Source organism: Tunturiibacter gelidiferens, from assembly GCF_013410115.1.
In the GTDB taxonomy this organism is placed as follows: domain Bacteria; phylum Acidobacteriota; class Terriglobia; order Terriglobales; family Acidobacteriaceae; genus Edaphobacter; species Edaphobacter gelidiferens.
This window is the reverse complement of the sequence record NZ_JACCCV010000002.1, coordinates 170,064-187,102: the sequence shown is the minus strand read 5'-3', so window position 1 is coordinate 187,102 and position 17,039 is coordinate 170,064. Positions and strand designations below refer to the sequence as shown.

Below are 17,039 nucleotides of genomic sequence, written 5' to 3'. Positions count from 1 at the left end.
AGCTCCGTTCTTCCGGTAAAGTAGGTCTAGTTGCAACCAAACCACCACCAACATCCTCTCCGCAGAGTTCCTTTGACCAGTCTTTATGGGTAAGCAGAGCATCCCTCACCCTCTTCGCGCCGAGCCCGTACCACTCAGGATCGCACTCGTTCTCCTGCTCTCCCTCCTGTCCCTTTCGAGCCTCCCAGCCCAGACCACCTCCGTCTCAGCGCTCACGATCCCCCTCGTCCTCCCCTCCGCCATCGTCTTCGATTCAGTCGGCAACCTCTACTTCGCCGAGACCGGAAACCACGTCATCCGCAAGGTCGACACGGTCGGCAACATCACGACCATCGCGGGCACCGGCACGCAAGGCTTCTCTGGCGATACGGGCCCCGCCACCACCGCAACGCTCGACTCTCCCCAAGGCCTCGCCCTCGACACCGCAAACGACCTCTACATAGCGGACACACACAACCACCGCATCCGCAAACTCAACCTCACCACCGGCATCATCACAACCATCGCCGGCACCACCTCTGGCTTCTCAGGAGACGGCGCCCCCGCACTCTCCTCCCAACTCAACCTCCCCACCGCTCTCGCGACCGACACCTCCGGCAATCTCTACCTCGCCGACACCGGCAATCACCGCATCCGCAGGATCACCTCCAGCACCGGCGTCATCACCACGATCGCGGGCACCGGCACGCAAGGCTACTCCGGCGACGGCGCCCTCGCCCTCTCAGCCGTCATCGACTCGCCCACCGGCATTGCCGTGGACGCCTCCAACAACCTCTACCTCGCCGATACTCACAACCATCGCATCCGCAGGATCACCTCCAGCACCGGCATCATCACAACCATCGCCGGCACCGGCCTGCCAGGCTTCTCCGGCGACACCACCCCCGCCACTGCCGCGACCCTCGCGCTCCCACACGGCCTCACCGCCGACGCCTCGGGCAACCTCTATCTCGCCGACACCGCGAACCACCGGATCCGTCGCATCGACGCCGTCACCGGCCTCATCACCACCGTCGTAGGCGACGGCACTCAGGCCTTCGCCGGCGACAACGGTCCCCCTACTGCCGCCTCTCTCGATAGTCCCACTGCACCATCGTTCTCTCCCGCCAACAACCTCACCCTCTCCGACACCGGCAACCAGCGCATTCGTCAGGTCGAGACCCAATCCGGCTCAAGCAGCACCCTCACCACCATCGCTGGCCTTGGTGTGACCACCCCCGGTGCGCTCACCCTCACGGCTCCTTCCACCATCCCGTATGGCACCGGGCAGCTCACAGCCTCTCTCGCCACCAGCCCCGCCACCGGCAGCGTCACCATCCTCGAAACCACCAGCACCACGACGAAGACTCTTGGCACTGCACCTCTAGTCTCCAACACCGCCACTCTCCCAACCACCACATTGCCTGCCGGCGCCTACACTCTCACTGCAACCTACTCCGGTGACCAGACCCATCCCTCCGCACAGAGCCCCGCGCTCGCTCTCACCATCACCCCGCAGCAACTCACCGCCACCATCGCACCCATCTCCCTCACCTACGGCCAATCGATCCCGAGCATCAGCGGCACTCTAACCGGAGTCCTTCCTCAAGACGCCGCAGCTCTCACCGTCACCTTCACCACCGCTTCCGCCGGATCGCCCGTCGGCACCTATCCCATCACGCCCGTTCTCACCGGCTCAGCAGCAGGGAACTACACCGTCGCCGCTCCCTCCGCATCCCTCACCATCACCCCCGCCCACACCCTCATCACGCTCAGCGACCTTGTAGCCACCGGCACCACCGGATCGACGGTCACCCTCACGGTGCACGTTGCCAGCAGCACCACCGGCACTCCACTCGGTTCGGTCACCCTGCTCGATGGCAACAGCCCCCTCTTCACCACGCCGCTCTCCTCTTCTGGAGACGCCGTCTTCCTCACCACCACCCTAGCCCAGGGCGCTCACACCTTTATCGCTGTCTATGACGGCAGCTCAAACTTCACCCCCAGCGAATCTGCACCCCAACTGATCACAGTAGGAACAGCTCCCCCATCTCCCGACTTCGCCCTCTCCGCCACCGGCAGCACCGCGCAAACCATCCTCTCCGGCGCCAGCGCCAGCTTTACCTTCGCCGTTCAGACCCAGAACAATCTATCCAGCCCCATCACACTCGCCGCCACCGGCCTGCCGAACCTCGCCACCGCCTCCTTCAACCCCGCCACCCTGCCCCCCGGCGCCACTCCCAACGCCTTCACCATGACGATCGCAACGCCGAAGACCTCCGCGACGAACGGCCCCTCACCCCGCCGCCTCTACCAGCCATTCCTCGCAGGAGTATCTCTCCTCTGTCCCATCGCCGGCCTCGCCCTTCGCAGGCGCAAATACACCGCCACCACAAAACTCGTCCTCTTCATCATCGCCAGCGTCACCCTGTCGCTCGCCACCGGCTGCGGAGACCGCATCAAAACCGACCCACTCCTGACCACTCCCGCCAAAAGCTACACCATCACGGTCACCGGCACAGCTACCTCCCCAACCGGAAGCTCTCTGCAACACTCCGCGACCGTAACCCTCGTTCTCGATCCCGCCAGCTGACCCGGCTGGCTCGCCGCAACTATCCAGGCCCCAGCAGCCGCAGAATAAAAAACACCACCACCCCAACAAAGAAGACCAGCGCCATCCGCAAACCCGGCTCCCGGTTCACTTCCGGCACCAGATCGGTAGCCGCAACGTAGATCGTCACTCCGGCCGACAGCGGCAGCCCCACCCGCACCCAGTCAGGCTTGAGATTAATCACAAGCACGCCCAGCACAGTCATCGCCCCCAGAAATAGAGCCGAGTTCAACGCCGCCGCCGGCCCTCGACCACCGGCCAGCATCACGCTCGCCATCGTAAAACCCTCAGGGATCTTATGCAGGAACACCGCGAAAAACAGAATCCACCCCAGCCAATGCGACAGCACAAACCCCGACCCAATCGCCACCCCATCGAAAAAAGTATGCGTCGCCAATCCCAGCAGAACCGAGTAGCTCGTCTTCGCCGAAAGAAACTCGTGGTGGTGCGTCTCCTCCCCAAAATGAAAGTGAGGCACCAGCGAATGTTCCAGCAGATGCACCCCGCAGTACCCCGCCAGAATCAACAGCGGAGCGAACCGCGCATTCACCCGCAGCCCCTCCGGGATCATCTCCAGCACCGCCGCCGCCAGCATAAAACCCGCACCCAGCGCGACAAAGTAGCGCAAAGCCCGCGCCGAAGGCGACTGCCGAACCAACAAAAATCCACCCAGATAATCTGCCAGTCCCGCCACCAGCCCCAGTGTCAGGCTCAACCACAGCGCCGACACCGCTAACGCCTCCGGCCGACGCTCAAAGCATCGCCACCCATCACAATAAATAACGCGCCCGCGTCCAGCCGCAGCAAACCAATCGCACAGATCTCCATGTTCTTACGATTCTACCGTCTCCTACTGCGACTCACGAGACAGCACAAACACCACACCCAACCCGCAAAAAAAGACGAACCCCTCCAGCCTCTCCGACAACACATGCAGCCGCTCAAAGTCCACGCGCCCCACGTTCGCCGCCGGAGCCGTCTCCACCGCCCCACCCGCCAGCGCCCTGTCCACCTCCATCGCCGGCAGTATCTTGAACTGCGAATAAAATGTTCCCGCCATCATCAGCCCGGTAAGAATCATCTCGATGGCAAACTCCATCCTCGCCGTCACCCCGGCCCGCAGCCACAAAAGCCCCGTCGCCACATAAAAGATCGCGCCGCCCACCAGCCCGATCCAGTGCAGCACCCGCAGCGTTCCGCCCACCACCATTCCCGCTTCGTGCGCACTCGGCAGACTATGAAAAGCCACCGGTGCCACCACAAACGCGAAAAATCCAAGCCCACCAACCCACGCCACCATCGCAAACAACCGCAGAGCCCGCAGCAAAATCTGCATCCTAAATGTGGTCCCTTCCAATCAGCCGCTGAATCCGTTCCTTCATAGGAGGATGCGTAGAAAAAAGATTTCCAATCCCGCCGCTCCCCAGCAGAGGAGCAACAATAAACAGATGCGCATTCGACGGCGAAGCCTGCATCGGAATCCTCTTCGAATAGTCCTCCAGCTTCTGCAGCGCCCGCGCCAGAGCATACGGATTCCCCGTCGTCGCCGCCCCCGTAGCATCAGCCTCAAACTCCCGCGTCCGCGAGATCCAGAGCTGAATCAGCGAAGCCGCAATCGGTGCAACGATAATCATCAACAAAGCCTGCAACCCGCCACCGCCGCGTCTGTCTCTCCCACCACCACCGCCAAACAACGAGGCGTAGTATCCCATCCGCGCGACCATCGTGATCGCTCCCGCCAGCGTCGCGGCAATCGAGCTGGTCAGAATATCCCGGTTCCTAACATGCCCCAGCTCATGCGCCAGTACACCTTCCAGCTCCTCGTCATCGAGCAGCTGCAGGATCCCATGCGTAACCGCCACCGAAGCATGTTGCGGATTCCGCCCCGTAGCAAAAGCATTTGGAGACTCCGTCGGCAGCACATAAATCTTCGGCATTGGCAGCCCCTGCTTCGCCGTCAGCCTCTCCACCGCCGCATACGCTCGCGGCAACTGCTCCCGCGTCACCGACTGCGCGTTGTACATCTTCAACGCTATCTTGTCCGAGAAGAAATACGTCCCAAAGTTGAAGGCAACCGACAGGACGAACGCAAGCACCATCCCATTCCGCCCGCCAACGCGATCCCCAATCAAAATCAAAAACACCGTCAGCAACACCAGCAGCAACGTCGACTTGAACGTGTTCATCGCCAGCACCTCAAACCACGGGTCCCGCCACATTAGACGTATCTAAACTCCGATCGCCTCCCGGGCCGCCGCGAGCCAGTGCCCGTCGCAACACCACCTCAAGCGCAGCTTTCTGCTCAACATACTCGCTCTCAGTCAATCTGCCCTGCAGCCTGTCAGTCTCAAGCGCAAACAGCTCTTCCTTCATCGCTGCCAGCAGGGAACCAGGAGCCGCTGGCCCCGCGCCGACCGGACTCGCCGCAGCCGCCGGCCCGTTCTTCAACATCACCCCCGCACCCACCGCCAGCACCAGCCCAAGCCCACCCAGAATCCACCACTTGTACTTCGCCCACGGATCGTTCGTCCCTTCAGGATCAAGCGGCGTCCCCAGCCCACCACCCGGCCTCGTATCGCTGGCCGCCGCACTTGTCGCACCGCCCGCACCAGGCTGCGCTGTAGCACCCGCCTCCGCGCCACCCTCTCCAGCCGTCGCAGCGGCGCTCGTATCTCGCGGCATCTGCCCGGTACCCGACACAGTAAAATCCAGCGTCTGCGAAGGAGCCACACTTCGCGCCACATAAGTCTGCGCCGTCGTCTCTTCGGTCACCGGCGTATACGGTGTAGAAGGCCCCGGCTTGAACGTCATGCTCTTCGGCATCATCACCGCAATCGTGTCCGTCGGCATCATCACCCGCGGCGAAAACTTCAGGCTCCCGCTATACGGCAGCTTGTACGTAATCTGAAACCGCGTCTCCCCCGGCCGAATTGGAAAGATAAACGCATAGTGATTCGGCTCCCCCAGCGGCACCGGCGAAGCCTGCACCGGCATCCCGCCCGGCGACAGCGCCGCCGAACCCTCCACCACCGCACCCTCCGGCAGATAAAACTCAAACGGTCTGTCGCTGAACTGCGTCAACGGAGGACTCGACTCATTCTTCACAAAAAAATTCTCCACCACATGCAGCGACTTTCCGCTCTCATCCGTCTGCAGCCGCATCACGTCCGCCTCGCTGCTCACACCCTTCACCTTCGCCGCAGCGTTATAAACATCCACCTCAACCGACTGCGTCCCTGGAGGCGCCGGCCGAAAATAATTCGCCTTGTCATGCGTCACCCGCACCAGGTGAATCGCCTGACCCTCGTTCGCCGGCACATCCAGCGTGAAGCGGCCCTTCGCGTCCGTCTTGGTCCGCGTCGCCTCCTGCATCCCCTGCTGCAGACGAATCAACACCACGTCATCACCAGCCGCAGGCTTGTTGGTTGTCTTATTTGTAACCGTGCCGGTGATCGAATCGGCAACTGCAAAGCTCGAAAACGCCGCCACCACAGCAGCAGCCACAACAACACGTCGAAGGGAAGAAGAAAAAAATCTCACCCTTCAAGTTTACGTCAAACCAACCCCATTCCTACGCAGTTGCAACCGTAGCTGCCACCATTGGAACCGTAGCCGCCGCCGCAATCGCCGTCGTTAGTCCTTGCCGTCATCCTGAGCGCAGCGAAGGATCCCGACAAACTCCACCTACCCATACCGCCCGAACCCACCCACCCAAATCACCACACCACACGAATCGCGCCCGTCAGGCCGTACCCGCCACCCTTGCCACCACCGTTCCTGGTTTTGCCGTCATCCTGAGCGCAGCGAAGGGTCCCGACAAACTCCGCCCACTCACACCGCTCGAACCTTTTCCACCCACACCGCACGAATCCCGTGCCCCAAACCATCGAAGCCGCCACCAACCAGCCTAAGCCCGACTCCGCCGCCCAAAATCCCCACGAGCCTCCAGCGCATCCATCTCCGCAATCACCCGCGCCGCCTCATCCTCAAGCCCCGCCCGCTGCTCCGCATAGTCCTGCTCCGGATACTTTCCAGCCAGATACTCGAAGTTCAGATCCCGCAGGTTCTCGTAAATAACATCCTTCCGCTCCCGCAGATAGTCCACCCGCGTCTTGTCCGCCTGCACAAAAGGATTCCGCTCCGGCCAGAAGATAAACCCAAACAGTGCCAACGTCAGCACCACACCTGCGATCATGCCCATCTCAGTACTCCGTCTCGCGCCGAATCCGCTCGCGCACAGCATCGCCACCCATCACAGTCCCCGCCGCACTCACAGCCCGACGCTGCGCCGACCGCGCCGACCACATCTTCACCAGAAATCCCGTCCCAATCGTCGCAAGCAGAAACACCGCCATCGGCGCAATCCAGGCGACGTTATCAAATCCCCCGCGAATCGGAGCCGCCAGCACTGTCGCCCCATACTTCGTCTCGAACCAGTTGAAGATCGAGGTATCGGTCCCCCCACCATCGATCCCCGAATGCAACTCGCTAATCATCACCGGAGAAACCGGGCAACCCACGTGATTGCACTCCAGCAGCACCTGCCCGCATCCGCAAGTGCAGATCATCTCGTGCCCCATCTTCTGGAACCGCGAATCAGGCGTAGCCCCCAGCATCACCACCGCCAGCAAACAAACCAGCCCAGCACCAGCAAAGCGTCGAAAGCGACCAACGGGAGCCGCACCCAAAGGGGTAAACAAGTCACGAAGTGGCCGCCCCACGCGCAGTGGGCCCGTCCGGCAGGACAGCCTTTGCCTCAATCCCTCAAACATGATGAACCTCAGCCTCAATAACCGGCGTCTCTGCCGCAACCCGCGCGGCAGTCCGAGCAAGGTTAGGCACCAGCGCCAAAAACGTCCCCCCCACCACAATCAAAACCCCAATCCATATCCAGTTCATCAGCGGGTTCAAAAACACCTTGATGATCGGACGATCGGTATCAGGATTCTTCCCCTCATAGATCACATACAGATCGCTGGCCAGCGTAGAGTGCAGCGCCACCATCGTCGACGAAGTCTGACTCGCAATGTAGAACCGCTTCTCCGGAGCAAGCTGCGTAATCTTCTTACTCCCGCGGAAGACATCCATCAACGCATACTCCGTGTCGTAGTTGCGGTTGCTGTCCTGCGTATAGCTCTTGCACACCAGCCGATACGGCCCCAGCTTCAACGTATCGCCAAAGCCCATCTCCTGCTCATGCGACTGGTTGAACGCCCCACCAGCAATTCCGATAAACATCACCACGATGCCGAAGTGAACAACATACCCGCCATACCGCCGCGTATTCCGCCGCACCAGCAGCACCGTAGAAGCCATCAGGTTCTTTCCCGTCTGCGTCGCCACCACGTTCGCCCCGCGCAGAAACTCCGCCCCAATCGCCGTAATCACACCAGCCGCCAGCGTAAACGTCACCAGCGAAAACAGCGTAGCCTGCCAATCATCGCCGGCCTGCCACGGCCTCACGCCCACGCCAAGCAAAACCACCAACGCCACACCCATCGCGATCGAAGGCAAAATAAAATTCCGCCGAATCGACCGCAGCGAAGTAGAACGCCACGCCAGCAGCGGCCCAATCCCCGTCAAGAATAGAAGAAACAATCCAATCGGCAGATTCACCCGGTTATAAAACGGAGCACCCATCGTGACCTTCGTGCCCTGCACATACTCGCTCAGCACCGGAAACAGCGTCCCCCACAGCACCGTAAAACAAGCCGCCAACAGAATCAGATTGTTGAACAGGAAACTCGACTCGCGGCTCACCAGCGACTCCAGCCGATTCTCGCTCTTCAAGTGATCCCGCTGCTTGAAGAACGTAAACAAACAAACCGCAAACACAATCAGGATGAACCCATAAAACCAATCACCGATCGAGCTCTGCGCAAACGCATGCACCGAGCTCACAATCCCTGACCGCGTCAGCAGCGTCCCCAGAATCGTCAGCATGAACGTCGAGAAGATCAGCCACACATTCCAGCTCTTCATCATCCCGCGCTTCTCCTGCATCATCACCGAGTGCAGAAACGCCGTCCCCGTCAGCCACGGCATCAGGCTCGCGTTCTCCACCGGATCCCAGCCCCAATACCCACCCCACCCCAGCACGCTATAGGCCCAGTGTGCGCCCAGAAAGATCCCGCACGTCAAAAACAACCACGTCACCATCGTCCAGCGCCGCGTAATGTGAATCCACTTCTCCCCCGGATACCGCATCATCAGCGCACCCAGCGCAAACGCAAACGGCACCGAGAACCCCACATACCCGAGGTACAGCATCGGAGGATGAATCACCATCTCCGGATACTGCAGCAACGGATTCAACCCAAACCCATCGGTCGCAATCGGCCCCGGCTGAATCGCAAACGGCGGCGCCGCAAAGTTCAGCAGCAACAAAAAGAAGACCTGAATCCCAGCCAGAATCGTCGAAGCAAACGCCGACAGCCGCACATCCACCTTGTGCCGTATCCGCAACACAAACCCATAAGCCGACAGTAGCCACGCCCACAGCAGTAGCGAGCCCTCCTGCCCCGACCACAGCGCAGAAAACTTATAAGCCGTATTCAAATCGCGATTCGTATGGTGCAGAATGTACGAGACCGAATAGTCGTTAGTAAACGAAGCCCACACCAGCGCAAACGCCGCACAACTCAAAGCCACAAAACTCGAAATCCCCGCCCGTCGCGCCGTCTCACCCAACCGCCCCGCACCGCCATCGACGCCAGCCGCCATCCCCCGCGTCCGCCACAAAGCAACCCCACCCATCACCAGCGTGTAGGCGCTCAGTGCCAGAGCCAGCAAAAGCGTAAAACTACCAAACTCCGGCATAGGATGTAGTCGCATGGATTCCTCTGCCTTATTCTCTCAAGCGCAGAGCGTATCAGCAATAAAGCATCGTTTACCGGACAGAGCTATTGCGGCAGCAGGTCGGAGTCGCGCTTCCCATCCCGGACCAGGCCATGAACTGTCGCCAACAGATGATCCGGCAGCAGCGGCTTCATCCGAAAGGTCACGTTCAAACCCTCATACTGCTCCTCCGCCTCTTCCAGCCCGCTGATCACCAGCACCGGCACCGAGGGGTTCGTCTGGCGCAGAGCCCGCACAAAATCCGCCCCGTTCATTCCCGGCATTACGTGGTCGGTAATCACCAACCGTATCTCTGCAGGGAACTCGCCACCCTGAATCTGCTCCAGTGCCCGTGAAGGGCTCAGCGCCGCAATCACAAAGTACCCGGCCCGTTTCAAAATCGTCTGTCGAGTTGCGGCCTGTACAGCATTGTCGTCAATAAGAAGAAGGGTGGCCGGCATTCGAGAGATCGCTTGTTCCAAAGGAGAATTCACCAATAAATCCAATTCAGAACCTCTTCCAGAAATCTGTGTTAGCGGTGCTGCGAGAGTGATCAGACCAATTCCACAAGCCGTGGGATGCACTATCTCGGTCAAACGTTGGTACTTGATCTCCATCTTTAGGAAAAAAATAGCGAACCGTGCGACATTTTGGCCCTGCACTACGACTTAATGTCCCAAAACCCTCAACATCCTACAAAATTTGGAAGACAACACCAAAACAATTTACAGTTGGCCCCAGTACCATAGAACTACCGAACCGAAAACTGCACCGAACGCCAGCCGCACCTCAAGGGTTACCGTGAATCTCTCTATCATCGACTGGCTCATCATGCTGGTCTACTTCGTCTTCGTTCTGGGCATCGGCTTCGCCCTCAAGCGATACATGCGCACCTCGAACGACTTCTTCCTCGCCGGCCGCTCCATCCCCGCCTGGGTCTGCGGCCTCGCCTTCATCTCCGCCAACCTCGGCGCCCAGGAGGTCATCGGCATGGGCGCCTCAGGCGCCAAGTACGGCATCATCACCAGCCACTTCTACTGGATCGGTGCCATCCCAGCCATGGTCTTCGTCGGCATCTTCATGATGCCCTTCTACTACGGTTCAAAAGCCCGCTCCGTCCCCGAGTACCTCCGCATGCGCTTCGACGAGAAGACCCGCGCCGTCAACGCCTTCTCCTTCGCCATCATGACCGTGCTCTCCTCCGGCATCTCCATGTACGCCATGGCGCTTTTGATCCAGACCCTCGGCCTCCTCCACGGCGTCATCCCCGACGCCTACGTCTTTCACGTCTCAGTCTTCCTATCGGCAATTATCGTGCTGGGCTATATCTTTCTTGGCGGACTCACCAGCGCCATCTACAACGAAGTTCTCCAGTTCTTCCTCATCGTCGCCGGCTTCGCCCCTCTGGTCTGGATCGGCCTCCGCAACGTAGGCGGCTGGCAGGGAATCAAGCACACCCTTCCTGCCACCATGACCCACTCCTGGCGCGGCATGGCCCACGCCTCCACCAACACCCTCGGCGTCGAGTGGGTCGGTCTCGCCATGGGCCTCGGCTTCGTTCTCTCGTTTGGCTACTGGTGCACCGACTTCCTCGTCATCCAGCGCGCCATGGCCGCCGACTCCGAGGTCTCCGCCCGCCGCGTCCCCCTCATCGCCGCCATCCCCAAGATGTTCTTCCCTTTCCTGGTCATACTCCCCGGCCTCATCGCCGTCACGGTAACCAGCCACATGGCTGGAGCTGGAACTCCGGCATCCATCCAACGCTTGGGTGCCCCATCCTTGGCAGCCCCGTCGCCAAGTGTGGGATCCACAAATATCCCCCTCGACGAAGCCCATCCCCACGGCATCATCCCCCAAAAGACCGACCCCGTCAGCGGCCAGCCCGTCCTCGACAACCACGGCAACCCCGTCTATAACTACGACCTCGCCATCCCCGTCATGCTCCTCCACTTCTTCCCAACCGGAATCCTCGGGCTCGGCCTCACCGCCCTCCTCGCCAGCTTTATGTCCGGCATGGCCGGCAACGTCACCGCCTTCAATACCGTCTGGACCTACGACATCTACCAGGCCTACATCAACAAAAAGGGAACCGACGCCCACTACCTCTGGATGGGTCGCATGGCCACCATAGGAGGCGTCGCCCTCTCCGTCGGCGCGGCCTACCTCGTCACCAACTTCAACAACATCATGGACGCGCTCCAGCTCGTCTTCTCCATCGTCAACGCGCCCCTCTTCGCCACCTTCCTCCTCGGCATGTTCTGGAAGCGGACCACAGGCCACGGCGCATTTACAGGTTTGCTTGCCGGCACCGGCGCCGCCCTCGTCCACCACGGCCTCACCCTCCCCGCAGACGCGGCCCCCGGCATCCACGGCGGCTGGATCGCCATCCTCCACCATTACCCCAGCGACATGGCCCAGAACTTCTGGACCGCCATCTTCGCCTTCACCGTCAACCTGCTCGTCACCAGCGCAGTCTCACTCGCCACCGCCCCACGCCCCGAGTCCGAACTGGTAGGCCTGGTCTACTCCCTCACCCCCAAGCCCATCGACACCCACCTCAGCTGGTACCAGAAGCCCGCCACCCTCGGCATCGTCGTCCTCGCCATGCTCATCGTCCTCAACCTCGTCTTCGCCTAACCCGGCATCTGCTGTTGCTTGTTCTTTTGTTTGTCATCCCGTAGGGATCTGCTGGTGTTTTTTCTGCTGTCTCTCGCCTCATTTCCGGCCCTAAGCCGCGGAGGATTTTGTCTTAGCTTGCTTTTCTTGTTGTCATCCCCGCAGGGGATCTGCGTTTGCACTTCCCAACCATCCACACCTCAAAGGAGCAACATGGGACCAGACAACCGCGATCGCTCAGGCATCGTACTCACGAACAGTCGTCATCCTGACCCTGAGCGAAGTCGAACGGCGAACGATGCCTCGAAGGATACGTGTAAGATAGGCGCGCACCGCAAGTCGCTCGCTGGACTTGATGCTTCAACCGCAGGAGTCCTCACCATCAACCACTCGGGAGATGGGAGACGGTGACGGCTCCTTGCGGTTCAGGATGCTGATCTACCTCTGTACCGCGTGCTGATACGAAGGCTTCTGAAAACGAAAGAAGCGACAATCGCAACGATCGCATCGGAACGGAAACAGAAAGATCAGGCTGAGGATTTTATCGAGTGGATGACGATGAGACCGTCTCACTTCACCTTGACTCACACATTCAGGACATTTCGGCATCATGTTTTTGCTCCGGGGAGGCGCAAAGAATAGTCCCACACCGCCGGTTGTAACGGAGCACCACCTTTGTGGGATTTACGCCAGAGCCGCGCCCTCCTCGATGCATAATGAAACCATCAACAAAAAGGACACATCTTGGGACTAGACATCCGCATCCCCCTCGGCCTCATCTTCCTCCTCATCGGAGGCCTCATGAGCGTCTACGGCCTCATCACCCGCCACAGCGCCGACATCTACGAAAAGTCCATGGGCATCAACCTCAACCTCACCTGGGGCCTGCTCATGTTCCTCTTCGGCCTCATCATGTACCTCGTAGGCCGCCGCCAAAAGTGGCAGGACGACCCAGTCAACCCCCGCCCCTGGGAAAAACCCGCCGGTCCCCGCCACTGATCCATGCACATCGAATAGGACATCACCGAGGCTGACTTCGTCGCCGCGAGATAATTCTCAACCCACTATCCGGCTTCATAGAAAAAATCTATACCCGTATGCCTGCCCGGACACGCTACCCTTGAATCCATGGGTCAGACCTCCACCATAGCCACCCCACTCTCCGCACCCTCCTCCTCGCAGACCCTGCTGCGCGTCCTCACCGCCGCCAGCTTCTGCCATCTCCTCAACGACATGGTGCAGTCCCTGCTGCCCTCCATCTACCCCATCCTCAAGAGCTCCTTCCATCTCAACTTCACCCAGATCGGCATCCTCACCCTCACCTTCCAGATCACCGCCTCCCTCCTTCAGCCCATCATCGGCCATCTGGGAGACCGCACTCCCCGCCCCTTCGCTCTGCCCATCGGCATGACCTTCACCCTCGCCGGCCTGCTCCTCCTCGCCGTGGCACCCACCTTCGGATGGCTCATCTTTGCGGCCTCCTTTGTCGGCATCGGCTCCGCCATCTTCCACCCCGAGTCCTCCCGCATCGCCCGCATGGCATCCGGCGGACGCCACGGCTTCGCGCAGTCCTTCTTCCAGGTCGGCGGAAACGCCGGCTCCGCCATCGGCCCACTCCTCGCAGCCTTCATCGTCCTGCCTCGCGGACAGATCGGCATGGCCTGGTTCGCCATCCCCGCCCTCCTCGCCATCTGCATCCTCATCTGGGTTGGCCGCTGGTATCGCACCACTCACACCCACGCCGCCGCCAACCAGCGCCCCGAAGCCACTCATCACACCCATCTCTCCCGCGGCAAAGTCATCGGAGCCATCGCGGTCCTCATCGCACTCATCTTTTCCAAGTATTTCTACCTCGCCAGCCTCACCAGCTACTACACCTTCTACCTCATCAACCGCTTCCAGGTCTCCGTCCGCACCTCGCAGGAGCTGCTCTTCCTCTTCCTCGCCGCGGTCGCCGCCGGAACCCTCATCGGCGGACCCGTAGGAGATCGCTATGGCCGCAAGTACGTCATCTGGGTCAGCATCCTCGGCGTCCTGCCCTTCACCCTCATCCTGCCCCACGCCAATCTGCTCTGGACCGCAATCCTCAGCGTCATCATCGGCTTCGTCCTCGCCTCCGCCTTCTCCGCCATCCTCGTCTACGCGCAGGAACTCGTCCCCGGCCGTGTCGGCATGATCTCCGGCCTCTTCTTCGGCTTCGCCTTCGGCATGGGAGGCATCGGCGCCGCCGTCCTCGGCAAAGTAGCCGACGCCACCAGCATCATCCACGTCTATCAGCTCTGCGCCTACCTGCCCGCCATCGGCCTCCTCACCTGGCTCCTCCCCAATCTGGAGCCAGCCAGAAAGCATTGAGAGAGGGCACACCTCCCCAACAAATAACCCTCCCTCAACCATCCACACCTCGCCCCTTGCGATAATCAATCCATGAAGCGCCGCGAGATCAAGCAGTACGAGTTCGTCCGCAAGATCGGCACAGGCGGCAGCGGTGTCGTCTTCCTCGCCACGGACACCCTCCTCCAGCGCCCCGTCGTCCTCAAACTCCTCAAACGCGGCAACCTCACCATCGAACAGATGCGCGCCACCCAGCTTCGCGAAGCCCGTCTCGCCTCCGCCATCGACCACCCCAACGTCTGCGCCATCTACGACGTCGGCGAAGCCCCCGCCGAAGGCGGAGACGGCGAAGAAGCCTACATCGTCATGCAGTATATCCCCGGCAAGTCCCTCGACAAGCTCATCGCCGAAGGCCCCGCCAGCCTCCAGCTCGTCCTCTCCGCCGGCATCCAAATCTCCGACGGCCTCTCCGCCGCCCACAACCTCGGCATCTTCCATCGCGACCTCAAGCCCGCCAACGTCATGCTCACCGACGGCGGTCTCATCAAGATCCTCGACTTCGGCCTCGCCCGCCGCCTCCGCCCCGACCAGACCGAGTTCGACCCCGGCGGCCCCGTCAACAAACGCACTCCCATGGCCGGAGCAACCTATACCGCCCGCGGCGGCACCATCGCCTACATGGCGCCCGAGCAGTTCGTCACCGGCCAGTCCAGCGTCCAGTCCGACATCTTCGCCCTCGGCCTCATCCTCTACGAGCTCGCCACCGGCCGCCACCCCTTCCACCGTCCCGACGCCGCAGAATTCCAGTCCATCCGCGCCATCCAGTTCGCCGATCCACCCTCCATCCGCGACATCGCCCCCGACCTCCCCATCGAACTCGAGTCCGTCATCCTGCGCTGCCTCGAAAAACAACCATCCGCCCGCTTCGGCTCCGCAGCCGAGGTCCGCGACGCACTCAAAACCATCATGCGCGCCATGCAGCTCGACTCCGTCCTCCTCCCCGGCGACAACATCCGCCCCTCCCATCAAACCCGTCTCCCACTCGACACACCCGAAGAAGAAAAGCGCACCACCGGCATCCTCTCCATGCTCGCCGAGCGCTTCCGCGAGTCCGGCACCTCCTCCACCAGCAATCAAAACAGCATCGTCGTCCTCCCCTTCGTCAACTTCGGCGCCGCCGACGTCGCCCCCCTCTACGGCTATGCCCTCGCCGACGCAATCGCCACCCGTCTCACCCGCATGTCCACCCTTGTCGTTCGCCCGTCGAGCTCCTTCATGAACATCCCCACCCAACAGCTAGACCCTCTGAGCATCGGCAAAAAACTCCTCGTCAACTTCGTCCTCGCCGGCAACTTCCTCCGCTCCGACAAAGGTTTCGACCTCAACTGGCAGCTTCTCGACGTCCCCAACCAAAGCGTCCGCGCCGGCGGCTCCATCAACGTAGCCTCCTTCGATCTCGTCTCCGTCCAATCCGAGATCTGCAACGAAGTCTTCAGCACCCTCCAGGGCTTCGGCGATCTCGCCCCACACGAAACCAGCCGCGTTGCCTCACTCTCCGCACCCTCTCTCAACCAGGCTCTCTCCGAGCAGTACCTCCAGGCCCGCGCCGTCCTTTCCTCCTTCATGACGCGCACCGGCAGCCGCGACGATCTCAACCGCGCCTGCGAGCTCTTCACCGATGTCGTCAAGCAAGACGAAAAATACGCCCCCGGCTGGTCAGGCCTCGGCATCACGCATCTTCAATACGCCCGCCACGGCCTCGGCGGCCAGATGCACGTCCTCGAAGCCCGCCGCGCGTTCGACAAAGCCCTCCAGCTCGACCCTGGCTCCGTCGAAGCCAACCTCTACCGCGTCTACATGCTCCTCTCCCGCGGCGAAAAAGAGTCTGCCCGCCACGGCATCGAAAACCTCCTCCAGACTGCAGGCAACGACTGGAACGTCCGCCTCGTCGCCGGCCAGACCCTCCGCATCGACGGCATGTACGACGAGGCCCTCGAGCAGTTCAACGCCTCACTCCGCATGAACCCTTCAAACGCCGCCATGGTCTACAACCACCGCGCCCGCGTCTACCAATATCAAAACCAGATGGAGCTAGCCGCCGACGAGATCGAAAAGGGCCTCACCCTCGAACCCCGCCAGCCGCTCCTCAGAATCTCCCTCGGCTACCAGCAGATGCGCACCGGTGATCTCCCCAAAGCCATCGAGACCCTCGAGAACGTCATCCGCGACGAGTCCTCTCTCCGCATCGTCTTCCCCACCATCGCCCTCTGCTACGTCCAGCTCGGCGAACGCGAAAAAGCCGCTACCTTCATCGTCGACGAAACCCTCTCCGCCGCCGAAGCCGACAGCGAGATGGCCTACCGTCTCGCCACCTACTTCGCACTAGAAGGCGACGAGTCCGAGGCCCTCCATTGGCTCCGACGAGCGATCTACTTAGGCAACGAAAACTATCCCTGGTTCAGCATCAACCCAGCCTGGCGCAAGCTAAAGGGCCACGCCGACTTCGAACGCATCCTCGAAGACCTCAAAAAGTCCTACCGCCGCAACCAGAAAAACTGGAAGCGCCTCCTGGCCCAGGTCCGCAACTAGCAAGCGCGGATCACAGGCAATAAGGCCCCGAAGGCGCGTCAGCCTCGATGGCAGATCGCGCCGTGCGCGCAGCACG

The 17,039-nt window shown here is 61.1% G+C and carries 13 protein-coding genes; 5 read left to right on the top strand and 8 right to left on the bottom strand.

From position 1 onward, the window contains the following. Positions 1-85: 85 nt before the first annotated feature. Positions 86-2,572 (top strand): Ig-like domain repeat protein, encoded by a 2,487-nt coding sequence (locus tag HDF12_RS12900; protein ID WP_179583986.1) that lies wholly within the window; start codon positions 86-88, stop codon positions 2,570-2,572. Positions 2,573-2,591: 19 nt separating this feature from the next. On the opposite strand, the gene HDF12_RS12895 is transcribed toward HDF12_RS12900, so the two are convergent. From HDF12_RS12895 to HDF12_RS12860, 8 genes are all read right to left on the bottom strand, one after another. Further along, on the bottom strand, positions 2,592-3,320 hold the full coding sequence (locus HDF12_RS12895) for a ZIP family metal transporter (RefSeq protein ID WP_179583985.1): 729 nt from the start codon (positions 3,318-3,320) through the stop codon (positions 2,592-2,594). A 120-nt stretch (positions 3,321-3,440) separates the two neighbouring features. Beyond that, positions 3,441-3,926 (bottom strand): DUF4149 domain-containing protein, encoded by a 486-nt coding sequence (locus HDF12_RS12890; protein ID WP_179583984.1) that lies wholly within the window; start codon positions 3,924-3,926, stop codon positions 3,441-3,443. Between the two features lies 1 nt (position 3,927). Further along, positions 3,928-4,776, bottom strand: a complete 849-nt coding sequence (locus tag HDF12_RS12885) for a zinc metalloprotease HtpX (RefSeq protein ID WP_179583983.1) — start codon at positions 4,774-4,776, stop codon at positions 3,928-3,930. 10 nt (positions 4,777-4,786) lie between these two features. Beyond that, positions 4,787-6,130: a peptidase associated/transthyretin-like domain-containing protein gene (locus HDF12_RS12880; protein ID WP_257025651.1), complete on the bottom strand. Its 1,344-nt coding sequence runs from the start codon at positions 6,128-6,130 to the stop codon at positions 4,787-4,789. 367 nt (positions 6,131-6,497) lie between these two features. After that, positions 6,498-6,791, bottom strand: a complete 294-nt coding sequence (locus HDF12_RS12875) for a hypothetical protein (RefSeq protein WP_179583981.1) — start codon at positions 6,789-6,791, stop codon at positions 6,498-6,500. Between the two features lies 1 nt (position 6,792). Beyond that, complete coding sequence (locus HDF12_RS12870) at positions 6,793-7,362, bottom strand: cytochrome c-type biogenesis protein CcmH (RefSeq protein ID WP_179583979.1); 570 nt, start codon at positions 7,360-7,362, stop codon at positions 6,793-6,795. Beyond that, positions 7,355-9,424: a heme lyase CcmF/NrfE family subunit gene (locus HDF12_RS12865; RefSeq protein WP_257025650.1), complete on the bottom strand. Its 2,070-nt coding sequence runs from the start codon at positions 9,422-9,424 to the stop codon at positions 7,355-7,357. Before HDF12_RS12865 ends, HDF12_RS12870 begins: the two co-directional genes overlap by 8 nt. 68 nt (positions 9,425-9,492) lie before the next feature. Continuing rightward, the gene (locus HDF12_RS12860) at positions 9,493-9,888 is read right to left on the bottom strand and encodes a response regulator (protein WP_179583977.1); all 396 of its coding nucleotides are present in this window, start codon (positions 9,886-9,888) and stop codon (positions 9,493-9,495) included. A gap of 340 nt (positions 9,889-10,228) precedes the next feature. Here HDF12_RS12860 and HDF12_RS12855 point away from each other — a divergent pair, with 340 nt between their 5' ends. The 4 genes from HDF12_RS12855 to HDF12_RS12840 all read left to right on the top strand — a co-directional run bounded on the left by HDF12_RS12855 (position 10,229) and on the right by HDF12_RS12840 (position 16,963). Next, positions 10,229-12,064 (top strand): sodium:solute symporter family protein, encoded by a 1,836-nt coding sequence (locus HDF12_RS12855; RefSeq protein ID WP_179583975.1) that lies wholly within the window; start codon positions 10,229-10,231, stop codon positions 12,062-12,064. A 723-nt stretch (positions 12,065-12,787) separates the two neighbouring features. Then, positions 12,788-13,042, top strand: a complete 255-nt coding sequence (locus tag HDF12_RS12850; protein WP_179583973.1) for a hypothetical protein — start codon at positions 12,788-12,790, stop codon at positions 13,040-13,042. Positions 13,043-13,171: 129 nt separating this feature from the next. Further along, a complete protein-coding gene (locus tag HDF12_RS12845) occupies positions 13,172-14,395 on the top strand; it encodes an MFS transporter (protein ID WP_179583971.1) in 1,224 nt (407 codons plus the stop codon). Between the two features lie 72 nt (positions 14,396-14,467). Beyond that, entirely contained in the window at positions 14,468-16,963 is a 2,496-nt protein-coding gene (locus HDF12_RS12840; protein WP_179583969.1) for a serine/threonine-protein kinase, read from the top strand. Positions 16,964-17,039 lie beyond the last annotated feature (76 nt).